This is a genomic window from Nonomuraea angiospora (assembly GCF_014873145.1).
In the GTDB taxonomy this organism is placed as follows: Bacteria; Actinomycetota; Actinomycetes; order Streptosporangiales; family Streptosporangiaceae; genus Nonomuraea; species Nonomuraea angiospora.
The window spans coordinates 2,348,577-2,369,749 of the sequence record NZ_JADBEK010000001.1; the positions used below are offsets into that span (position 1 = coordinate 2,348,577).

General features: G+C 71.2%; 17 protein-coding genes. 2 read left to right on the top strand and 15 right to left on the bottom strand.

Features of this window, described 5'->3' with window-relative positions:
- Position 1: 1 nt before the first annotated feature.
- The 9 genes from H4W80_RS63515 to H4W80_RS10790 all read right to left on the bottom strand — a co-directional run bounded on the left by H4W80_RS63515 (position 2) and on the right by H4W80_RS10790 (position 14,692).
- Positions 2 to 1,171, bottom strand: coding sequence for a cellulose-binding domain-containing protein (locus H4W80_RS63515; protein WP_192784957.1), 1,170 nt, complete (start codon positions 1,169 to 1,171; stop codon positions 2 to 4).
- A gap of 159 nt (positions 1,172 to 1,330) precedes the next feature.
- Positions 1,331 to 2,209 (bottom strand): SGNH/GDSL hydrolase family protein, encoded by an 879-nt coding sequence (locus H4W80_RS10755; protein WP_192784958.1) that lies wholly within the window; start codon positions 2,207 to 2,209, stop codon positions 1,331 to 1,333.
- Between the two features lie 140 nt (positions 2,210 to 2,349).
- Positions 2,350 to 3,420, bottom strand: a complete 1,071-nt coding sequence (locus H4W80_RS10760; RefSeq protein WP_192784959.1) for a hypothetical protein — start codon at positions 3,418 to 3,420, stop codon at positions 2,350 to 2,352.
- A 493-nt stretch (positions 3,421 to 3,913) separates the two neighbouring features.
- Complete coding sequence (locus H4W80_RS10765) at positions 3,914 to 6,364, bottom strand: SCO7613 C-terminal domain-containing membrane protein (protein WP_192784960.1); 2,451 nt, start codon at positions 6,362 to 6,364, stop codon at positions 3,914 to 3,916.
- Between the two features lie 249 nt (positions 6,365 to 6,613).
- Complete coding sequence (locus H4W80_RS10770) at positions 6,614 to 7,135, bottom strand: hypothetical protein (RefSeq protein WP_192784961.1); 522 nt, start codon at positions 7,133 to 7,135, stop codon at positions 6,614 to 6,616.
- A 4-nt stretch (positions 7,136 to 7,139) separates the two neighbouring features.
- The gene (locus H4W80_RS63520; protein ID WP_192784962.1) at positions 7,140 to 10,346 is read right to left on the bottom strand and encodes a CHAT domain-containing protein; all 3,207 of its coding nucleotides are present in this window, start codon (positions 10,344 to 10,346) and stop codon (positions 7,140 to 7,142) included.
- Complete coding sequence (locus H4W80_RS10780; RefSeq protein WP_192784963.1) at positions 10,271 to 11,485, bottom strand: tetratricopeptide repeat protein; 1,215 nt, start codon at positions 11,483 to 11,485, stop codon at positions 10,271 to 10,273. Before H4W80_RS10780 ends, H4W80_RS63520 begins: the two co-directional genes overlap by 76 nt.
- Before the next feature lie 569 nt (positions 11,486 to 12,054).
- Positions 12,055 to 13,656 carry an aminoglycoside phosphotransferase/kinase family protein gene (locus H4W80_RS10785; protein ID WP_192784964.1) on the bottom strand — a complete coding sequence of 534 codons (1,602 nt, stop codon included), beginning with the start codon at positions 13,654 to 13,656 and terminating at the stop codon, positions 12,055 to 12,057.
- A 58-nt stretch (positions 13,657 to 13,714) separates the two neighbouring features.
- A complete protein-coding gene (locus H4W80_RS10790; RefSeq protein WP_192784965.1) occupies positions 13,715 to 14,692 on the bottom strand; it encodes an NUDIX hydrolase in 978 nt (325 codons plus the stop codon).
- 445 nt (positions 14,693 to 15,137) lie between these two features.
- Between H4W80_RS10790 and H4W80_RS10795 the strand changes: the two genes are divergently transcribed.
- Both H4W80_RS10795 and H4W80_RS10800 read left to right on the top strand, forming a co-directional pair.
- Entirely contained in the window at positions 15,138 to 15,404 is a 267-nt protein-coding gene (locus H4W80_RS10795; protein WP_192784966.1) for a hypothetical protein, read from the top strand.
- A 13-nt stretch (positions 15,405 to 15,417) separates the two neighbouring features.
- Positions 15,418 to 15,762, top strand: coding sequence for a hypothetical protein (locus tag H4W80_RS10800; RefSeq protein ID WP_192784967.1), 345 nt, complete (start codon positions 15,418 to 15,420; stop codon positions 15,760 to 15,762).
- On the opposite strand, the gene H4W80_RS10805 is transcribed toward H4W80_RS10800, so the two are convergent.
- From H4W80_RS10805 to H4W80_RS10830, 6 genes are all read right to left on the bottom strand, one after another.
- Positions 15,744 to 16,265 carry a carboxymuconolactone decarboxylase family protein gene (locus H4W80_RS10805; protein WP_318786799.1) on the bottom strand — a complete coding sequence of 174 codons (522 nt, stop codon included), beginning with the start codon at positions 16,263 to 16,265 and terminating at the stop codon, positions 15,744 to 15,746. The genes H4W80_RS10800 and H4W80_RS10805 overlap by 19 nt on opposite strands.
- Before the next feature lie 276 nt (positions 16,266 to 16,541).
- Positions 16,542 to 16,994, bottom strand: a complete 453-nt coding sequence (locus tag H4W80_RS10810; RefSeq protein ID WP_192784969.1) for a hypothetical protein — start codon at positions 16,992 to 16,994, stop codon at positions 16,542 to 16,544.
- Positions 16,995 to 17,121: 127 nt separating this feature from the next.
- Positions 17,122 to 18,456: an MFS transporter gene (locus H4W80_RS10815; protein ID WP_192784970.1), complete on the bottom strand. Its 1,335-nt coding sequence runs from the start codon at positions 18,454 to 18,456 to the stop codon at positions 17,122 to 17,124.
- Positions 18,453 to 19,676 (bottom strand): ATP-grasp domain-containing protein, encoded by a 1,224-nt coding sequence (locus H4W80_RS10820; protein ID WP_192784971.1) that lies wholly within the window; start codon positions 19,674 to 19,676, stop codon positions 18,453 to 18,455. The genes H4W80_RS10815 and H4W80_RS10820 overlap by 4 nt, the downstream gene beginning before the upstream one ends.
- A complete protein-coding gene (locus H4W80_RS10825; protein ID WP_192784972.1) occupies positions 19,673 to 20,233 on the bottom strand; it encodes a cupin domain-containing protein in 561 nt (186 codons plus the stop codon). Before H4W80_RS10825 ends, H4W80_RS10820 begins: the two co-directional genes overlap by 4 nt.
- Entirely contained in the window at positions 20,233 to 21,171 is a 939-nt protein-coding gene (locus H4W80_RS10830; protein ID WP_192784973.1) for a BtrH N-terminal domain-containing protein, read from the bottom strand. The genes H4W80_RS10825 and H4W80_RS10830 overlap by 1 nt, the downstream gene beginning before the upstream one ends.
- Positions 21,172 to 21,173 lie beyond the last annotated feature (2 nt).

Below are 21,173 nucleotides of genomic sequence, written 5' to 3' on the forward strand. Positions count from 1 at the left end.
ATCAGCAGGACAGCGGCGCCGAGCCGAGCGCCACGTCGTCGTACCAGAGGGTGTCCTGGTCGCTGCCGTAGCTCTCCCAGCCCAGCCGGAGCGTGGCCGGGCGCGGCGCGGTGGCGCGGCGCAGCCACTGGGAGTCGATGTCCTGCGTCGGGGTGCCGTCCACGCGCAGGCCCGCGACCTCCTGGTTGTCCAGGTACGTACGCATCGACTGCTTGGTGGTGTCGATCTCGTAGCGCAGGCAGACCCAGCGGTTGACGGGAAGCGCGGTGCTGAGCGCGACGCCCGCCGGGCTCTGCTCGGGCAGGGTGGCGTCGTCGGACTCGCGGTTCCACTGCAGGGCGCCGTTCTGGCCGCCGATGCGCAGGTCGCGGTTGCCGTCGCCGGCGTCGGCCATGGTGATCATGCTGACGTGCGTGGCGGGCAGGGCGGTCGTGTGCCGGACCCACATCCTGCCGTAGACCACCGGGCCGACGTGGGAGACGTCGCGGGTGGTGCCGACGAAGAGGTGGTTGCAGTAGCCGCCGCCCCCGTTGACCCGCAGGGACTTGCCGCCGCTGTGCGCGATCGCGGTGTCGATCACGGCCGTGCCGGTGCCGGCGCAGTTGGGGGTGACGACCTGCCAGTCCCCTGACGGGCTGCCCACCTGGTCCTCGAACCCGGAGCAGACCGTCGCCCCCGAGCACCCGGGTGGCACCGTGGGTGTGACCGTCGGGGTGACCGTGGGCGTGACGGTGGGGGTCTGGCTCGGGGTGGTGGTGCCGTTGCAGGCGACGTCGTTGAGCGTGAAGTCGGCAGGCGCGGGGTTGGCCGCCGACCAGGTGGCCTGCAGGCCGAACTCGGCGCTGCCGCCCGTGGCCAGCGTGCCGTTCCACGCCACGTTGGCCGCCGTGACGACCCGGCCGTTCTGCTCGACCTGCGCGTTCCACGCGCTCGTCACCCGCTGGTCCCCCGCGTACGTCCACCGCAGCCGCCACCCGCTGAGCGCCGTCCCCAGGTTCGTGACCTTCACCTGCGCGGTGAAGCCGCCCTGCCAGGAGTTCACGGTGTAGTCCACTTTGCACCCGGTGTCCGCGGAAGCGGGGACGGTCACGGCGGCGATGCCGCCGATCGCCACCGCGACGCAGGCGACGACTGCCCAGAGCCGGGCAGACAGCGTGAGGGAACCGGACATGACATCGCTCGCCTTCGGGGTCCGTATGGGAGCGCTCCCAAACCGTCTCTTGAGAGACGATGTTTCGCGGGATCAGGCCGAAGTGTCAACCCCGCACCTGCTCCCTACGCCCCTGACCAGGGAGCTCACCACTGAATCTTTCATCCCGGCCGTACGGGATCAGCCCGCGGCGAGGGCGGCCAGGATGGAGTCGGCGATGACCCGATGTCCGGCGGCGTTGGGGTGGTCGCCGTCGGCGGCCAGCAGCGGGGTGTCGTCGCGGGAGCCGTCCCCCTTGAACGGGCCGTAGACGTCGACGTAACGCGCGCCCCTCGCCGCGGCCGCACCGGCGAGGGTCCGGTTCACCACGCGCGTGAGGGCGTCGCTGTTCGACACGTACGCCGTCCCCTTGGCCCGGGCGCTGTCGCCGTCCAGGAACACGTTCCAGTAGCCGGTCACGACGATCCGGCTGCGCGGGCGGGTCTGCAGCGCCCGAACCTTGCCGAGGATGCCGTCCACGTTGGCCCGCAGCCGCGCGAGGTCATCCTTGTAGCAGGCCAGGCCGGCGCGGGGACCGCAGTCGTCGTCCTCGAGCGAGTCGCTGTCGAAGTCGTTGGCGCCGATGGTGATGATCACCAGGTCGGCTTTCACGATGGCGTCCGTCACCGGCCCGCCGTCCATCTGGTCCAGCAACCCCTGCGAGGTGAGCCCCCCGGTGGCCAGGTTGTCGACGGCGACGCCGACGCCCTGCCTGCTCGCCAGGGTCTTCCTGATCAGCGAGACGAAGGTGTCGCAGTCGCACGCGGCGCCCGCCGGCACCGAGTCGCCCAGCCCCACGACGGAGGTCACCGCCGCCGGCCCGGTGGTCGGGGCGGCGACGGCAGCCGTGTCACCGGCCCGCGCGTCCCTCGTCACTTTCGCGACCGGGACGGTCTCGAGCGCGACGCTCCAGGCCACGGCGAGGAGCGCGACCACCGCCACCCCTCTGAACCGCCGCGCCATGCCGGTGTCGTGGCGGCCCGCTCCGTGACGCCCGCGCCTGCCGCCTTCCCACCGCACGCAATCCCCCCTGCCTTGCTCTCTCCGCTCCGCGTCACCGTAGTGGCCGTCGGCGGCGGCGCGAGGGAGATGCACCAGCTTACGCTGGACACTCCACGCAAATCCCCGTAACCACGACAGGAATCCGCCTCTGGGGGCGGTCAGTCGCCCGCCACCGGCCGCCAGAGCACGGCGTGCTGCTGACCGTCGGGATAGATCGCGTTCCCGGCGATCTCCCCGTGGACATTGACGGCGTTGCCGGCCGTCGCCGTGCCACCCGCGGGGTCGGGAAGCAGGGCCGGTGCCTGCGAAGGGCCGGTCCACACCACCGCGCGGGCGGTGCCGGAAGCGCAGGTGTGCGTCCCGACGATCACGCCCCCGTCATTGATGGCCTTCGGGCGGGCCACACCGCCACCGTCCTCGAGGCGCCGCATGCCCGTCTCGGAGTCCCATACGAAACCGGCCTGGAGCACGCCGCCGGCGTCGAGCGCCAACTGGCCGACGACCTGGCCCTGGTTGTTGAGGCCGCTCGCCTCGCTCCAGATGCCGCCCAGAGTGCCCAGCTCGGTGACGGCGCCGTTCTCCCACAGGAAGGCGCGCTGGGTCTGCCGGCTCGCCGGCAGGCCCACTCTTTCGGTACGGCGGTGGGTGCCGGCGATCTGGCCGGCCGTGTTGATGGCCGTGGCCTCGCTGCCGGCGACGAGGTCGAGATCGGTCTTGACGCCGTTCCGGATCACGAAGGCGTGCCTGAGTCTGCTGTAGGCGTCGGACGACACGGTGCGGTAGTCGCCGACGATGACGCCCTGGTCGACGTCCCCGGGAAATGCGGCGTACCCCCCGAACAAACCCAGGTCCTGCATCGTCCCCTGGTACCAGAGAAAGGCATGGCTTTTCTCCGACTCCGTGTAGCTGTTACCGACGACATGACCTTCCTCGTCGATCCCGGAGGCGTAGCCTCTGGGGCCGCCCAGGGTGCCCACGTCGATGATCTCGCCGTCGTCCCAGACGATCGCCCGGGTCTCGCCGGTCGCGCTCCTGCTGAAACCGGCGACCTGCCCCAGGTCGTTGATGTCGAGCGCGCCACCGGTCACCCCGAGGTCGACGGCCTGCCACCGATCGGTCGTCGTCAGGCACTCGTCCGCCGTGGCCGGACCGGCGCCCAGCACCTGCCCGGTCGATGTCATCAGGAGGGCACTCGCCAGGATCGCGAGGCTCTTGCTCGTGGATCGCATGATCATCACCCGTTCGTCGCGCAGCCGAAAAATCAAAACGATCACCAAGATAAACGCGTCATCAATTTTCACCAAGGGGTGACGGATGAGAAAAAGGCGCCCGGCGAATAAATGTTTCTTCGTTGCTCGCGAACGGAAAGGGGAACGTCACAATCCGCTGCTCAATGTGAATGCGGAATCCCCGGCAGGATTATTACCGCGACGCGGACGCCGTCAGGCCGTCGGCGGGCGCGTAGCCGTTCGGCGTCATCGCCGCCCCCGGTCGGGGATGTCCGTTCCGGTGTCCAGTGCGTCGCCGGCTAGGACCCGACAGCCGTCGGCTTGGGACGTTCCCCGAGAAGCCGACCGGCCGTCTCCTCATGCGCGCCGACGGTAACGCCATGGACGTCACGGATGCGAACGCGGCGACGCGTACGTCCCGCCAGACGCTCAGTGGCCGATCTGGACTGTGGCTGGCGTCTTCGCGCCCCCGGCACGCGGCGGGGTTCGTCCTTCACCCCATCGCCTTCAGGACGTCACGCACCCGGCGCAGGTCCCGCATGCGGGCCTCGTACGTCGCCCCGACCACCACGAGCAGCACCCCGCCCACGGCGATCGGCACCCAGCGCGGCACCGCGAGGAGCATCTCCGACACGTACGGGGCCAGTTCCCGCACCACGACCCCGGCGAGCACGAGGCCTCCGACCATCGTGGGCGCCTGCAGCCGAGACCGGGCTCCGGCGAACAGCACCGCCAGCGCCAGCACGCCGAGCGCCAGCGACCGCCGCCATTCCGTGTCCGAGTAGACGACCACCAGGCTGGGCAGCATCGTGAAGGACAGGCCCGTGCCATAGGCCGCCCAGGACGAGACCGGTGCGCGGCGCCGCCGCAACCAGCCGGATCCCAGCAGGACCAGCGAGCACGGCACCGTGTACGCCTCGACGACGGTGACCTCGTCCGCCCCCAGCCGTAGCCAGGAGGCCAGCAACAGCAGGGTGGTGCCGGCGTACCTGAGGCCGCTCGCGCCGCCTGCCCACAGCGACCTGAGCAGCACCAGCACTCCGGCCACGGCGAAGCCCGCGCTCGCCGCCACCAGGACGCGCAGCCCCAGCGAGAACCCCACCGCCACCGCCTCCAGCCCGAGGAACAGCGCGGCGAAGCCCAATCCCCAGATCCGCAACTCCTTCACCCTGGCCACCAGCGCCATGGCGGCGGCCGCCGCCGCCAGGATCGGCAGCGCGGTCAGCGTCGCCGGCTCGCTGCCGAACGCGTACGCCGCCGCCCGTACCGAGGCCGGACCGGCGACGAGCGCGCACGCCACCGCCCACCAGGGCGCCCGGCCCAGCGTGGCGGCCAGCGCGAGCGCGACGGCGAGCACCACCTGCACCGCCAGCGCGGCCGGGTACGGCATCGCAAAGGCTTGGGGGACGACCGCGACCATGAGCACCCCGGCCACCAGCGCCCCGACCACCAGCACCCTCGACACGAGCGCCCCAACCGCCGGCCCCCGGGACCCCAGCGCCCCGGACACCGGCGCGGGGGACACCGGCGCAGGAGACACCGGTGCCCCGGACGACGCCGCTCCCTTCGTCGGCTCGGGGGACATTGGCGCCTTGGACGACACCGTTCCCTTCATCGGCGCGGGAGACACCGGCCCCCCGGACGACACCGCTCCCTTCCTCGGCGTCAGCCGCCCACCGGTGCCGCGCACGGCCACCGCCAGGAGGCTGGCACCGGCCGCCAACGCCCCCAGCACCACCACGTCCGCCGGCCTCGCCATCTCGAACGGCGGCCACTGCCGCCCGTGCCAGGTGCCCGTCCAGAGCACGTCCAGCCAGGCGAGCGGCGCCACCAGCGTGGCCACGAGCCGAGGCAGCACCACCAGCGTGGCCAGCAGCGCCACCACCCCACCGGTGGCCATGCCCGCCGACCGTACCCGCCGCCAGGGCAGCCGGCCGGCGGCGAGCACCACCGCGACTGCGGGAACGAGATACGCCAGAGGACGCCAGTCCGTCCCCGGACCCTCGTCCAGCACCGGCTGCGCCAGCGCGGCCGGCACGGCGATCAGCGTGAGCGCGGTTCCGACGGTGACCACGGCCGCCCAGGTCTCCCCCTGAGCCTTGCCCGGCCTGGCCAGCAACCACGTCACGAACCCGCCGAGCAGCGCCAGCGCGACCAGCGGCGCCGACCTGACCAGGGCCTGACCGACGGAAGGGGAACCCAGCGCGTCCACCGCGCCGACCAGCAGCGCGAGCGTCGCGACCCCGCTGCCTGCCACGGCGGCCGTCACCCGCACCGCTCCCCGGCCGTAGCAGACAACAGGGACGTCCAAGGCCGCCGTGGCCACCAGCATGGCCACCAGCCAGGTCTCCGGCAGGTCGCCGGTCAGCAGCGGCAGCACCGGCTGCGCCAGCACCACGGCGACCGGAGCGGGCCCGCGAAGCCGGGTGCCCCGGGCATAGGCCACCAGGATGAGCGCGGTGAGCCCGAACACCCCCGCCGTGTAGTGCAGCCCGTCGAGCGCGTCGAGCCCGAGGAAGCCCACGCGCCTGGCCGCGTACCCGTCGAGCAGCAGCAGCACGACCGCGAGCCCGGCCACGGTCTCGGCCGTGGCGGTGAGCCTGCGCCGGATCAGCAAGACCGGCGCCAGCATGACCAGCGCGGTGAACGCGGCCAGCACGGCCGCGCGCCCGGCCATGCTCATCTGCCCCCAGCTCACCACGGTGAACACCACCGCCGCCACCGTCAGCAGCAGCCCACCGAGGATGAGCAGGACATTCTTCGCAGCCCCCGGAGAGACCTCCCGCCCCGGAGCCCCAGCCCCCACGCCTCCAGGCCCGGCCGCCGCCCCCGCGCTTGCGGCCCCCTGACCCGCCGCGTCGGCGCGCAGGATGCCGAGCAGTTCCCTACGGCGGGCCTGCAACCTGGCCTGCTGATCCCTCAGCCCGGCGAGAGCCCGGTCCACCTGCCAGAGCTCGCGCGCGGCGGGCCCCTGCAGCGGCAGCCCACACCCCGGACACCTGGATGCCGGCCCCGGGGCCCCGGTTCCGGACAACGCCGCACCACAGTCCGGACATTTCATACTTCCACGCACCGATACTCCGTCTGAGCCTGTCGAGATGACCCATCTTTCACCCACGCCCTTGCGAACCACTGTCCGGAACCACGAACGACGACCGGCCGACGCAAGGGAGCGACATCCAGCCGGAGGCGGTCAGATCGGCCCCGGTCCCTGGCCACCGCTGCCGCGGAGGATGTCGGCCATCAGCCTGGCGAGCGTCCGCAGCAGGGAGTCCGAGCTGGCTCGCTTGAGCAGCTCGAACTCCACCTTGGTCCCGTCGGCGTCTCGCTGGATCTTGATCGACACCTTGGTCTGCAGGAACGCGATCATGGCGGCGAGCACCACGACGACCACCGCGGCCGCCTCCACCGACAGCTGGTCGTCGGCGGGTGGATCCTGGGTCAGCGCCCGCGCGACCGGTCCGGCGTCCTCGTCCCGCTGCGCGGCGGCCAGCAGCCGCCGTCCGGCTCCGATCGCCTCCGCGGCGCTCCGGGGCAGGGGCAGCGCGTCCTGGGCCGTCCGCGCGTCACCGTCCGCGTAGCCGTCGAGGAGGGCCCGGAGCACCAGCCGTGCCTCGTCCTCGCTGGTCACCTCCAGAGCGGCAGCGGGCCCCTGCAGGTCCTCGGCCAGCTCCTGCAGGATGAGAATGACCGTACGGTCCGCGAGCTCTGTCACGAGATCATCTCCAGTCGCCGATCAGGGCGAGCGCCCCCCAGTGGTAGGGATGGGCTTCCCAGGGGTCGAGCGGGCGTTCGATCATCTCACGCTGCGTGTGCCAGAAGCCACGCCACAGCGGCTCGTCCGGCCGCTGCGCCAGCCTGCGGTAGAACGACTCCAGGAAGCGTCCCGAGCTGGTCCTGTCGACGTTCCACAGGGCCGCGATGACGGCTCCCGCTCCGGCGTAGAGCAGCGACTGCGCGAGGTTGGCCGCTTGCTCGGTCGGGTCGTAGCGGCCGGTGGAGCAGGCGCGCAGGGTGATGAGCCCCATGTCGATCCCGGCTCCGGCGAGGTCGCCCACCGTCAGCAGGTGACGGAGCCGCTGGGGCATGGAGAGTGCGGCAGGCTCGCGGCTGGGCCGCTCCCCGCCGTCGGCGAGCAGCAGCCCGGAGTCCAGAGGGTTGACGGCGTCGAAGTGGCCGTGGCAGGTCAGATGAGCCATGCGCCGGGTGCGAAGCGCGTCGAGGACGGCCTGCCGGACGGCGTTCGTGCCGCTCAGCTCCTCGACCGCCCAGCCGGCCGCGCGCAGCAGGTCGCCGTCGCGCTCCAGCGCCGCCGGGTCGGGGTCCTCCCGCGCGGCCACGCCCGCGCAGAAGATCGACTGCGGCCGGGGCGCCGCCGTACGCCTGGCGACGAGGTAGCCGAGCGCGCTCGCCGTCGGCACGTACGTCACCGCGTGCCGCTGCCCCAGGCAGGTGCCGTCAGAGAGAGGCAGGGCATGCAGCGGCAGGCCGTGGAGCGGGCCGTCGGGCGAGAGGCAGAGATGCTCGCTGCCGGCGACCTCGGGAAGGAAACCCAGCAGCTCGCCCGCCGTCTCGGCGAGGAAGCCCAGGTCACGCTTCCACGGGCGCCGCGCGGGCAGCGGAGCGAGCGGCGGGAAGTCGTGCGGCGCGCCGTTGAAGGCGCGGTCGAGCGCGGCGGCGGCACGGGCGAGCGTCCCCGCGCCGACCGGGACGCGGGTCACGGCCAGCCGTCCCGTACGCGGCGTGTACACGAAGGCGACGGTCACGGCCGAGCCCGCGTGGAAGGAGACCAGCGCGGTGTCGAGGTCGCCGGCCAGTTGCTCGCGCAGGCGCGCCAGCGTGATCGGTTCTGCCCGGCGGAGCAGCGCGTAGCCGGGGGCATGCCGTTCCATCTGGGCCCAGACCTCGGACAGCAGATCGTCGACGCGACCTTGCCGGCCACGCTTGGTCCATTCATCGACGGGCTGACCCTGGCCGCGTGGCCGGGCGGCCAGGGCGCGCCGCTCTTCCAGCAGGGCGGCCTCCCGCTCGGCCAGCTCGACCGGAACCCCGGCCGGGACAGGCAGCGGCATTCCGGCCAGCCCGCGCAGAATCCGGCGGGACTTGATCGCCTCGTGCAGGTCGAAGGCGAGCTCGTGAGCGTCGCGCGAGTCGGGCAGCCGCCCGGGCGGCAGGTCGTCGCAGAGCAGCGCCACCAGCGCGCCGTCGAGTTCGTCGGAGTCGTCCCACGACGCCGGCCCGTCCTGCGGCCCCGGCGCCTCCGTGGGAGCCGCCGGTTCCGGGGCGCGGGCCGTCCACAGCAGGTCGAAGGCCTCCTGCCGGGCCGGCGGCGAGCCGTCGGCGTCGACGAGGACGCCCGCGAGGAGCAGGATCATGTGGACCCGCTCCACCGCGCTGTCCGCCGGGCGGGCGAGCTGTTCCTTGATCGCCGCGACGGCGCCGGCCACGTCGCCGTCCGCCACGAGCAGGTCGGCCCTGGCGCGCACGGCGAACCGTGCCAGCATCGCGTCCTTGCCCGCCTCCGCCAGTTCCATCGCCTCGCCGACCAGTTCGGCGAAGCGGTCACGGTGGTGCTCCAGGACGGCAGGGCGCGTGAGGATCTGGATCAGGGCGTCACGGCGGTTGCCCGCCTCCCGCGCGATCTCCAGCCCGCGCAGGAAGCGATCGGCCGCCGTGGCGGAGTCCTCGGCGACGTGCCCGAGGCCGAACCAGGCCAGCGCCAGGCTGAAGCTCGGCTCCTCCTCGCCCAGCAGTTCCACGACGCGGCGGTAGCACCACTCGGCCTCCGCGCCGTTGCCGGCGTCGTACAGGGCCATGGCCAGGTTGTTGAGCGCGGACGGCTCGGCGCCAGGATGCTCGCGCGTCCAGTCCAGCACCCGGCGGTTCTCCTGGACTGCCAGGCGCACCCTCCCCGCCTTCAAGTGCGAGCCGGCCATGAACGACCAGGCGCGATGGTACAGCTGGTCGTCGTTGGCCGCCTCGGCGAGCCGGCGCGCGTTCGCGTAGCTCTCCAGGCCGGCGTCGTAGTCTCCCGTGTCCTCCTGGAGCAGGCCGTACATGAGGTGCATGCGTGCCGCCAGACCCAGCACTCCGGACAGATCGGACGCCATGCCGACCCTGGACGGGTGGAAGCCGGTCGAGGCCAGCACCTCCATGGCTTCCTGATACCTGCCCAGGCCGCGCAGGACGGTGGCCAGCTGCAACGAGATCCGCGCGGGCCTGATCGACTCCTCCAGCATCCACACCGGTACGGCGATCGCCCGCCGGTAGGCGTCGACCGCCCCTTCCACGTCGCTCCGGCCGAGCAGCAGGTCGCCCAGGTCTTCGAGGGCACGGCTCAGCCTGCCGTACCCCTCCGGGCTGCTGTGGAGCGCCACCAGCCGCTCCAGATGCCGCTCGGCGTGGCCGTACGCACCGCGCGCGCGGCAGTCGGCGATCCACGTCACGCGCGCGTCGGCGCGGTCGTCCTCGTCGTCCGCCAGGAAGGCGAGCGCGATCCGGACCTGCGTGTACTGCGGGATCCAGTCGGGGAAGAACTCACGCCGGTGCCGGGCCAGCACCTCAGGAAAGACCCCGCTGCCGCGCAGGTGAAGGTAGGCGGCGAGCACGCCGTCCCGCTCGTGCGCTGCGGTGTAGAGCGCCGTCGTGGCGGCCTCGTCCAGGTCGAGCTCCGGTTCCGGTTCGGGTTCGGGAAGCCGGCCGTAGCCGACCTTCTCGCGCCTGGACTCGGCGAACTCGGCGAAGAACCTGGCCAGCGCGGCGTGCGCCGGAAGGCCGTCGGACTCGTACCGTTCCGCGGCGGACTCGAGGGTGGCGCGCAGCGCGTCCACGTCGTAGTCCTGGGCGGCGATCAGGAGCCGCTCCGCCTCCTCCACCGTCTCCGTCTCAAAGAGCCATCCGAGGACCCGCTCCTCGCTCGCACCCACCGGCGCCGCCCCTTCCGCTCCGGACCGAACTGTTCGTGCAGGAAAAGAATCATGCGCATGGCGTCCTGGGCCTCTTCGTCGTTCTCCGCCAGCTCGATCGCCCGCACCAGGTGGTCGTTGGCCCTGCCGTACTCGCCGTTGTGCCAGTAGACCTGAGCCACGTTGAAGTGGGTGTCATGGGTGTCGGAGTCGGCCACCAGGGCGTCGGCCAGCGCCACGCCCTCCGCCCAGTCCTCCCGCGCGATCGCCACGGCCAGCAGCGCGTTGCGGTACGAGAGGATCTTGGGGAAGGCGCGGGCGAAGGTGCGCAGGTCGTCACGGGCGGCGTCGGCCTGCGGCCCCTGGCCCATGGCGTCCTCGGTCAGCCTGGTGACGTGCTGCTTCCACAACTCGTACTGCTCGGCCGCGCTCTCCTCGTCCGGCGGCCGCATCGCCTCCAGCAGCCGGGAGTGCGGCGCGACCCGCTCGAGCCGGTGCAGCGCCTCGCGCAGCGCCTCGTGATCGCGGTCCTGCCAGACCGCTCTCACCAGCAGCTCCAGCGTGGCGGCGTCGTCGCCGTCCACGTCGCACGCCTGGCGGAGCACGTCGGCCGCCTCACGTGCGGTCGCCGACCCCTCGTGATCGGCCGAGACCAGTTCCAGGAGCGCGGCGCCCAGCCGGCGCCGATCGCCCGGACCGGCCAGGCCGCGCTCGACGCGCTCGCGTAACATCGCCGCCCGCAGCGTCACCAGCCGGGCCTGCTCCCGCCGCGTCTCCGCCCACTCTCTGAGCTCCCAGAGCCGGTGCTGCACGAACTCGTGCTCGTGCGGCTCCTGCGCGTGCTCCAGCGCCTCTTCCAGCACGGTGAGGGCCATGTACGGCTGGCGGAGTTCGAGATGGCACCGGCAGAGGTTCACCCAGGCCGGGATCAGCTCAGGATGGTCGGCGACGACGGCACGCAGGCGATCGACCGCCTGCCCGAGCCGGCCCGTGGCCGCCAGTGCCACAGCGTGGAGATTGCGCGCGTCCCGGTCGCCCGTCGCGGCCCGCTCCTCGATCTGCGCCAGGTGCCGGCCGGCGAGGCCCTTGGGCGCGGTCATCAGGCTGTCGAGCAGCTGGAGACCCTCTTCGTCCGCACCCAATGTCCACGGGAAATCCATGCAGACCTCCGCCCGGTCGAGGGCCGCTGTCGACCGGACGGTAACACGTCGTCGTAACGTTCCATATGGGGGCGGCGTCCGCGCCACACGCGAACGCCGCGAGGGCGAGCGCCGTACGGATGAGGTGCAGGTTGAACCACCGTCGGCGGCTCTCCTGCCAGTCGGCGGGCAGCTGATCGGGGTTCCAGGCGATCATCGACGAACCGGACCCCGCGCGCAAGCTGGCCCTGTACGCCGCCATGGCCACCGCGATCCTTCGGCGCATCAAGCCCGTACACGCGTCCTACGCGCGGCGGCCGCGGCGTCCCCGACCGACGCGGGGCTCCAGGACCTCTGGGCCGACATCGAACGCGAGAGGCTGACGGGCAGCCGCGGACCGGCCGAACATCTGCACGCTCTCGGCGCGTTGCGCCCGGGCCTCGCTCCGGCCAAGGCCGCCGCGGCGACTCTCCTCGGGCCCCCTCACCGTGAGCAGGCTCGCGGGGAGTGAGATCTCCGGCGCCGAAACCTCTTGACAGAGTGTGCAGAGCCAACGCGTTCGTCGGCGTGGTGCATCCGCCGGAGCCTGATTACACCTGGCTCGACGGATCGTCCACCGACTCGCGGACGCGCAGGCCGGTGAGCTCCTCCAACTTCGCCAGCAGGTCCTTCGCTTGGTCCCTGAGCAGGCCGCGGACGAGAAGTTCGACGGTGTCGCCGGCAATCCGCACATCGGCCGTGTCGAGCAGGCCAAGCCTACGGTCCGGATACAGTCGCAGCTCACCGATCTCGCTGTGGGCCACACGGGTGACATCAGATATTCGGTTCCTCATGTCCAGCTCGATCGCGCGCACATGCCGATCGCTCACGACGATGACCGCCGAGCCTGGCATACCACCGCTCATGCGATACGGCGCGAGGCAGACGAACCGCTCCGGCCCGTCCAGTAACTCCATGACGATGTTCAGCAGCAGGTCCTTGTTGCCGAAAGTGCGTTGCATGAACGGCAGATGCCGCTTGAGCCAAGCGTCTATCTCGACCCGGGAACGTGGCACACTTGCCACGGCCGACTTCCCGCCAGATGGGACGGATGCCTGGAATGAGGGCCAGCCAAGCTCCTTCCGCATCCGAAGGTACTCGCGCGTCCCGTAAGCGCTGAGATCGAAGAACCATTGCCGGACATCGTCGGTCAGCCGGCCTCGCCCCGCGAAGATCAGCCCGCAGCCGATCAAGGACAGCAGCGCCTGCGCGCGCCACTGATCGCCGAAACTCCCGCGGTTGGCCCAGCTTTGTGCTGTGCCGTGGAACGCCATGCTGACCGCCTTCGGCCCCATGACAGAGGCGGCTTCCGACTTGTCAGGGGTGACGATCGCGACTTTGAGGTCGTGCCGTATCGGGGAGTCGACCGCGAAGTCTCCCAACCACTCCCGGGCGAGGCTCAGCAACAGGTACGCCGGATCGTAGGCAAGCGATGCGTCCTCGGCGAATCCGCCATAGTCGATGAGCTTGAACCCTTGCGGGTCGTCGGGGTGCACGAGCACGTTTCGCACGTTCAGGTCACCATGCGCGCGCCCACGCCGGATGAACAGGGAGTGCGCGTCGTCGCTGTGCGCCAGCGCCAGTGGGTTGAGCGCCTGTCCGCCATCTCCGTCCGGAACGAACTTCTCCGTGGCCAACCCACGCGTGGCCGCCCAGGTGGACAACGCGCTCCCGGCCTCGAGCCGGTCGCCGAGCAGGAGTCGCAGGTACGCGCCCGCGGTCATGGGCAAGGGCGGATGAGCACGCGCCGCATTCCACTCGGCGAGCAGGGAGCCCACCACGATTCCGCAGACCTCGTGCAAACTGGCATGGTGTCGCAGCTTCACCAACGGCTGCACGACGGACTGGTCACCGCCGGCAATCTCCATCTGGATCATCCACCATGCATCCAGCGGGATCGCGTCACCGATCAGCTCCACCAGATGCGCCTCGCGAAACTCCCGCGGCGAGTGGTCCAGCGCCTGGCGCATCCGCCGCACCTCGCCGGGGCCGTCCTTCGGCAGGAACTTGAGTATCGCCTGCCGGTCGATGACGTTCTTCTCGAACTGAAGGACGACAGCGACCTTGGCCTCACTCATTCCTCCGTCGAGCCACCCCACCAACCTGGTGTCGTAGCCGGTGGAAAGATGCCACCGGTCGTAGGCGTCGAGCACTGCAGAGGGAAGCCGTGCTTCCCATCCGTCGCCTAACCTCTTGCCCACGTGATTCGTCCTATTCCAGGAAAAACAAGATGACGGAGATGATGATCCCGAGCACCCCGATGAGAATGCCGTAGAACTCCCAAGGCCTGTCCCTGACGATATCGCGCAGGGTGCGCCGCTGAACGGCTTGCAGGCTCAACGGCAGCACTTGGAACGCCTGTGGCATAGTTCTGCACAGTTCTCGCAGCCCGCTCATGTTCAGCGACGCCTGGTTGACGCGGGCCCCCTCTTTGAGGAGTGTCTCTGATCCGACCCAGCGGGCGTCCGGGCCGACGAGCAGGTGCGGGCGTGACGACCGGAAGTGAAAGAATGTGATTTCGTACCTGGTGAGGACGCCCAGCGTACGCGAAAGTTGCGTGATCTCGGCTGTCCCCATGTCCATCAGCTGATCCTTGTCGGCGTCAAAGACGAAGCGCGGGAGTTCTTCCTCCAGTTCCCGGATCGCGACATCACGTATCGTCGGGTCGGCGGAACGCATCCGCCCGCCCGGGAGTTGGTACTGATTGGCGGCGCTGTCATACATGACCAGACAGCTGACGCCCTGCCCACGCAGCCGCGCCGTAACAAGGACCTGGGCGACGCGTACCTGGCGCAGCGGCCGAGCCCCTGGGTTCATGTGCGCACGCTGGCGCTCCACCAGGTAGAGGAATTGCGGCCCCGTGAGGATCTTGTGGTTCAGGTACGGCGGATCGCCTATTCTCGCTCGTTCCCAGTTGCCCAGGACGGCTGTACCGGTCTCGACGTGCTCGGCCAGACTGCTGAGGAACAGTGAGGACGAGATATGCGCGGCCTTGACCCGATGGTCTTCGACCGCCAGCACGCCAAAAGCGTTCAGCAGCGTGATCAGCATCTGGCCGACGAACTCTGCCTGTTCCCGGTCCAGCCCCATGCCCTCGCACAGGGACGCTTCCAGCACTGGTCCCTCGTTCTCGCCCGGTAGTCTCCGAAGCAGTTCCGCTACGGCTTGCCGCACCTCTGGCTCCGTCATCACACAATGGTCTCGAGCTTGACGGCTCCGAGCCAGGGTTTCCCATGGCCTTGCGATGTCGATACAGGTAAAACGCGGATGCCGCCTCAGATCTGGCCTGCGAGCGGGTTGTGGTACTTGTTGTTGTCCTGCAGCTGCGCTTGCAGAGATCACTTCTCGATACAACCGGATGCAATCGATTGGCCCGGCCGGCAGATGATGGGCCGACGCGTGGGGCGGAAACCGAAGAAGCCGGCCAAGGAGCTCCGGCCATCGCCCCGTCGTCCCGTGTCGGAGTACATCAGGCCGAACTCATCCGCAGCCGGCGCATTGAACGCCACTCGCGGTGGCGGAGATTGGCTCCGGCCCGACGAGCCCTGCCGGTCATGGCTCTCCTGAGTGACGGCGACGCCTACGCCGCCTGGCCGTCGGCACCACCACCGCTTGGCGCTACGTCCGCGAAAGCGTGAACCTGCTGGCCGAGGACGTGCCCGACGCCGACGACAACGCCCTGGCCAAGCCGGCCGACGGCGAGCCGGCCTCGCCCGTCGTCATCTCCCAGGTCGCGGAACTCGACGCCGCCACCGCGGCGGCCGCCGTCGACAAGCTCTGCGGGCAGGGGCTCGCAACTCTGGCGGGCCTGCGGTTCTCCTCCCACCACCACACCGAGAACGCGACGACGTCGTGCCGTACCGCGGCCACCTGCTCAGCGGGGGCGAAGGCAGCGGGGTGACGGAGGCAGCGGGGTGACGGGCTCGCTGACCGAGAGCCGGTGGAGCCCGCACGAGATCATCCGCGTGCCACACGAGGTGGCCACGAGAGCGGTGGCCTTCTCCTCGATGATCTCGCGGTTGCTCGGCCGGCTGGACGAGGCGCGGGCCCCGCTGAGCGCGCAGTTCCCGCCGCCCGGTCAGGATGCGCGGGTGCTGATCCCGTTCCTGATGGGGCTGGCCACGGTGGCGACGGTCCGCGCCTCCGAGAACCGGCAGCTTGGCATCGGCACCAGGGTGCGGCTCACCCCCGAGGACCGCGCCTTTCTGGCCGGCGCACACAGACACCGTTCGGGAGGTTCTCAAGCGGGAAGGTCGTGATTCGCCACCCGCGCCGACGTCCACCACATGCTCCGGCCTCCCGCGGACGCCGCTCCACGGACGTCCGCGTCGGGCGGGGCGCCGCTGCCCTCCAGGCGGGTGGTGATCGCGATCCGGTTGTGCGCGTTGATCACTGTCGCGGCCCAGATCAGCGCCGCCAGCTGGGTCTCCTCGAACTGCCTCGCCGCCTCGGCGTACACCTCGTTCGGGACCTGTCCCGCGAAGACGAGGGTGATCGCCTCGGTCAGCGACAGCGCGGCCCGTTCCCCGCTGGTGAAGAGCTTGCTGTTGCGCCAGGCCCGCAACTCCCGGATGCGCTCCTCCCCTTCCCCCATGGCCCGCGCGTCCTGGGTGTGCCGGTCGAGTGAGAGGGAACAGCCGTTGATCTGGGAAGCGCGGATCTTGATCAGCTGGAGCAGCCCCGGCGCGATGTCCGCCGCCTGCGCCGCGGCCAGAGCGGCCTCCTGCAGGGCGCTCATCGCGCTGGAGACTTCGGGGGTCACGTTCTTGATCGCAATCCGCGGGGCAATCGTGGCTACAGACATGTCGTGACTCTCATCTCGCTCGTTGAAGCTCTTCGAAGCAAGGACGGGCGCAGCGACGATGTGACGATATGTCCCCCTCTCCGTCCCGCTCGAGAGCGCGCTCCCGGCACCGGGCCCCGCGCGCCCTCCGTACTGCATGGGATACGCGGCATCGCCCGCCCCGGTTCGCACCACACATGTCACCGAGGAGTCAGAGAGTCGGCCGGGAGCGTGGACGATTGTCCGGAGTGCCGCTCAGCCGCACGCCTTCCCGGTGCCGCCCGAGCCGGTCTGGACGTTGCGGCGGCCGGCGTTCCACTCCACCGTCACCCTGCCCCAGGCGCAGGTCCTGGGGGCTCGGAGCATGTTGCCCCAGTGACGGCCGTTGTTGCCTGGTTTGAAGTCGTACGCGTCCCTCCTGCGGTCCCCCGTGTACAGGTAGATGGTGCCGCTCACCTTGGAGTCGGTCGTGATCTCGACCCAGTTGGTCTTGCACCGGGGAGACCACCAGAGGTTGATCCGCCCGACAGCGGAGCGGCCCCGGTGTCTGACGAGCGTGCCGGTCCGCACCACCTGGGCGGAGTTCCAGCAGCCCGACTCGGCCGGGTCCTGGTGGTCGTACGTGTTGGCCTGCGCGTGCGCGGGAGCACCCGCCGACAGGACCGCCGTCATGGCGGCCACGGTGATGGCCACAACTCGAAGCTGCACGTGGAGTCGACTCCTCATCTCGAACGGCAAATGATGGACCCCGAGGACAGGACGGGGCATCACCGTCAGAATAACAGAGCGCGTGCTCCAAAATTGCGGCTCTGCCACAGGAAGCGGGCGCCGGCGGCTAGCGCGGGACAAGGTCGCGGACGCCCGCGCGCATCCCGAGATAGGCGAGAACGCCCAGACCTGCGCACATCAGCCAGACCGCGCCGCCGACATACTCGAACAGCGCCGTGCCGACGCTGGGGCCGACGGCCCAGCCGGCCGTCTGGCAGGTGGACAGCGCGCCGATGTAGCGGCTCCGCAGGGCGGGGGTCGGGGCGGCGAGGGCCGGGTACGCGCCGATGGACGGGGCGCTGATGATCTCTCCCAGCGTCCAGACGACGGCCCCGAGGATGAAGACCCACGGGCCGAAGGGCAGGCCGAACAGGCCGAGGCCGACGCCGAGGAGGAGGCACCCGGCGGCGACGGTGGCCCGCATGGAGAAGCGCTGGATGAGGGTGGTCAGCGGCAGTTCGACGAGGATCACGAGCGCGCCGTTGAGCGCGACGACCGCGCCGTAGAGCGCGGTCGGGTAGCCGCGCTGCTGCACCTCGAGCGGCAGCGTCGACTGGTACTGGACCTCGGCGACCGCCGTGATGAACATTCCGGCGAGGAACAGCAGGAACCGGCGGTCCCGCAGGAGGTCGCGGTAACGGGCGGTGTCCTCGCGATCCGCGGTGTCCTCGCGATCCGCGGTGTCCTCGCGCGCCGCAGGGTCCTCGCGCGCCGCAGGGTCCTCGCGCGCCGCAGGGTCCTCGCGCGCCGCAGGGTCCTCGGGCGCGGCGGGGTCCTCGGGCGCGCGGTGGCCGGCGCCGGCCGGGATGACGAGCAGGACGACGAGGGCGAAGAGCAGGTCGACGACGGCGTTGACGGCGAAGACCACCTGGTAGGAGTACGCGGCGGCCAGCCATACGCCCAGCAGCGGGCCGACGGCGGCGCCGAGGTTGAGCCCGAACCGGCCGGCGGCCGAGGTCATCACGAGCCGCTGCGGCGGCGTCAGCTCGGCGAGCATCGTCGCCGCGGCCGGGCGGTACATCTGCCCGAACGCGCCCGCCGCGAAGCCGACGATCAGCAACGGGACGAGCGCCGTCACGGCGGCGAGCCCCGCGGTGGACAGACCGCACAGCAGCATCGACCACACGATCACCACCCGCGCGCCGAACCGCCCCGTCACGCTGCCGCCGACGAACGTCCCCACGATCGACCCCACGCCGAACCCGGTCAGGACGAACCCGGCCTGCGCGGGGCTGTAGCCGAGGCCGGTCAGGTACAGGACCAGGAAGAGCGCGACGAAGCTCCCCATCCGGTTCAGCGCGATGCCGAACAGCAGCACGATCGCCGGCCGCGGCAGCTCGCGCAGCGTGCGGATCACTCCGGCGGGAGCCTCGTCGGCGGGCGCCTGCGGGGTGCCGGTCATGCGGGGCTCCACGTGCAGCGCAACGCCGCCAGCGCCCGGTCGAGCGCGGCGGACAGCTCCGCGCGGGTGCCCGCGGCGGCGGTGGCGAAGGCGACGCGGCCCTCCATGAGGTCCTTGTGCGGCAGCAGGACGACCTCCCCCGGGCGGACGAGCGGGACGGCCAGGCCCGCCTCCGGCGGCAGGGCGGACTCGTCGAAGGCGATCCCCTCGACGCGGGTCTCGTGCCACGGCGGGTAGGCGAACCTGATCCCCGCGCACAGCGCGCGCGTCCGCGTGAGGTCGGGGGCGTCGCCGCACGACACCGCCGCGAGAGCCAGGCCCGGGTCCACGCCGGAGGCGCTGTCGCACAGGTAGGACAGGAGGTCACCGCCGAGCCGGCCGTTGATCTCGATGAGCTTCGGACCCTCGTCGGTGAGCTTGAGCTCGGTGTGCGTGGCGCCGGTGGCGTACCTGATGGCCGCGTGGACCTGGGCGAGGAAACGAGTGATCTCGGGGTCGCCGAGCAGCGGGTCGTCGCCGCGCGTCCAGTGGCCGGTCTCCTCGAAGTACGGCGCGTAGCCCATCTCCTTGTGCGAGACGAAGACCGGCAGGACCCGGCCGTCCCGTACGACGGAGTCGACGGCGATCTCCGGCCCGGTCAGGTACTCCTCGATCATGACGAAGCGGTCCGGGGACCGCAGGCCGGCGGCCGGGAGACGATGAGCGGAGGCGAAGTGGTCGGCCAGCTCCTCGCCGTCGCGGACCAGCGCGACGGCCTGGCTCGCGACCCCGGCTCTGGGCTTGACGACGACCGGGTAGCCGAACTTCTCCGCCACGGCGCGCGCCTCGGCCACGTCGGCGACCAGCTCCGACTGTGGCTGCGGCACGCCCCGCGCGGCGAGGGCCGAGCGGGTGAGGTGCTTGTCGCGGCAGGCGCGGGCGGCGTCAGGGCCGGGGCCGGGCAGGCCGACGGCCGCCGCGGCGAGGGCGGTGCCGACGACGTGGTCCTCGGCCCACGTCATGACCCCGTCGGCGGCGTCTCGTGCGACGACGTCCCGGACGGCGGCCACGATGCCGTCCGCCGCCATCCCGGGTACGACGCTGACGCCGCGGACGTACGGCGTCTCCCACTCGGCCGGCCGGCCGATGACGAGGTGGACGTCGTAGCGCTCGCCGATGCTGCGCAGCATGAACTCCCGGTACAGGCGCGGCCCCGTCCCCACGACGACGAGCCGCTTCATGACGGCCGCTCCGCCCCGACGCCGACGAACGCCATCAGCGCCGGGGTCTCGGCGCGGTTGTGCCAGGCGTGCCTGGTCCCCTGCTGGACGACGCAGGCGCCGGGGGTGAGCCGGACCTCGTCGCCGGAGTCGAGTTCGAGCCACAGCTCGCCTTCGAGGCAGATTCCGTAGTCGAGGGTGTCGGTGGTGTGCATCCCCGACGGGTCGCCGGGCTGGAAGACGTCCATCAGGCCGGGGAGCCGCTCCTCGACCTCCGCGTCGATCTCGGCCTGGTCCTCGGGCGACGACGCGGCCGGCAGCCCGGCGATCGCGGAGGCGGGCGGGAAGCGCACGAGCAGCAGCCGCGTCCCGCCGGCTCCGGCGAAGAAGGGCAGCGTGACCGGGCCGTCGGCCTTCGGCCCGACGGTCGCGCCGCCGTCGGGGCTGCCCCACAGCAGGTACATCTCCTGGCCGGGCAGCGCGCGGGCCGTGATCGGCGCGACGGACGCGTCATGTACGATCACCGCCGCGCCGTCCGGGCCGAACCCGGTCACGATCAGGCGTGGATCGATCGCCATCAGGCTCCCCCTTGTCCCCGCAGCCGCTTCAGCGTGTCCTCCTCGGCCGCGCGGAGCTCCGCGCACGCGGCGGCCACGCGGAACGCGTCCACCTGGCCGATCGCCTTGCCGATCATGAGCTGGTTCCTGATGTCCTTGCACCGGCCGACGAGGTCCGCGAGCGCCGGCTCGGCGTCCGCGTACGCCGGTTGCCGCGCGGCGAACTCCCGCAGGCACGCCCGCGACCCCTCATACACCGAAAAAGCGTCATAAAGGAGGGCGATTGCGCGGGCGGGCGTGATCCACCGCGTCCCCAGCAGGTCCGTGACCCCCTCCAGCAGCGCGTACGTGTCGTCGTGCGCCCGGAGCACCTCGGAGAACGCCGCCGCCGACCCGGTCACCGCCGCCGCCGCGTCGTACGGGCCGGCCGGGAACCAGCTGACGTGCCGCAGCTTCCCGTTGTCGTACGCCGCGGCGATGACGTCCTCGGGGTAGGCGTAGCGGCACAGCACGCTCGCCCGGTTGTCGTCGAGGATCGACCAGTGCCCGTCCTCGTACGAGGTGAGCGTGATCGTGTGCACGACGTGGTCGGTCCGGTACTCGGGGGTGTGCGGGAGGTAGTAGACGTCCACGAAGAGGATCACGTAACCCTCGCGCGCGACCGTGTCGATGACGAGCTCGCGCGCCTGCGCGTAGGTGTCGAACGGGACGTACTCGCGGGCGATCCCGACGCGGGCGAGGGCCGCGGGGTCGAGGAGCTTGCTCTGGAAGTCGTATTTCGGGCGGCCGAGACGGATGACCTGGTCGGCGATGTCGTCGCCGCCGACCAGGCAGTTGCAGAAGACCAGCGGCAGGTCGGGGACCCGCTCGGCGAGCATGACCATGGCCTGCCGCTGGTAGCAGTTGAGGAACGACCGGTCGTATAACCGCTGGTCGTAGTCGTAGACGTCGTCCTTCATGC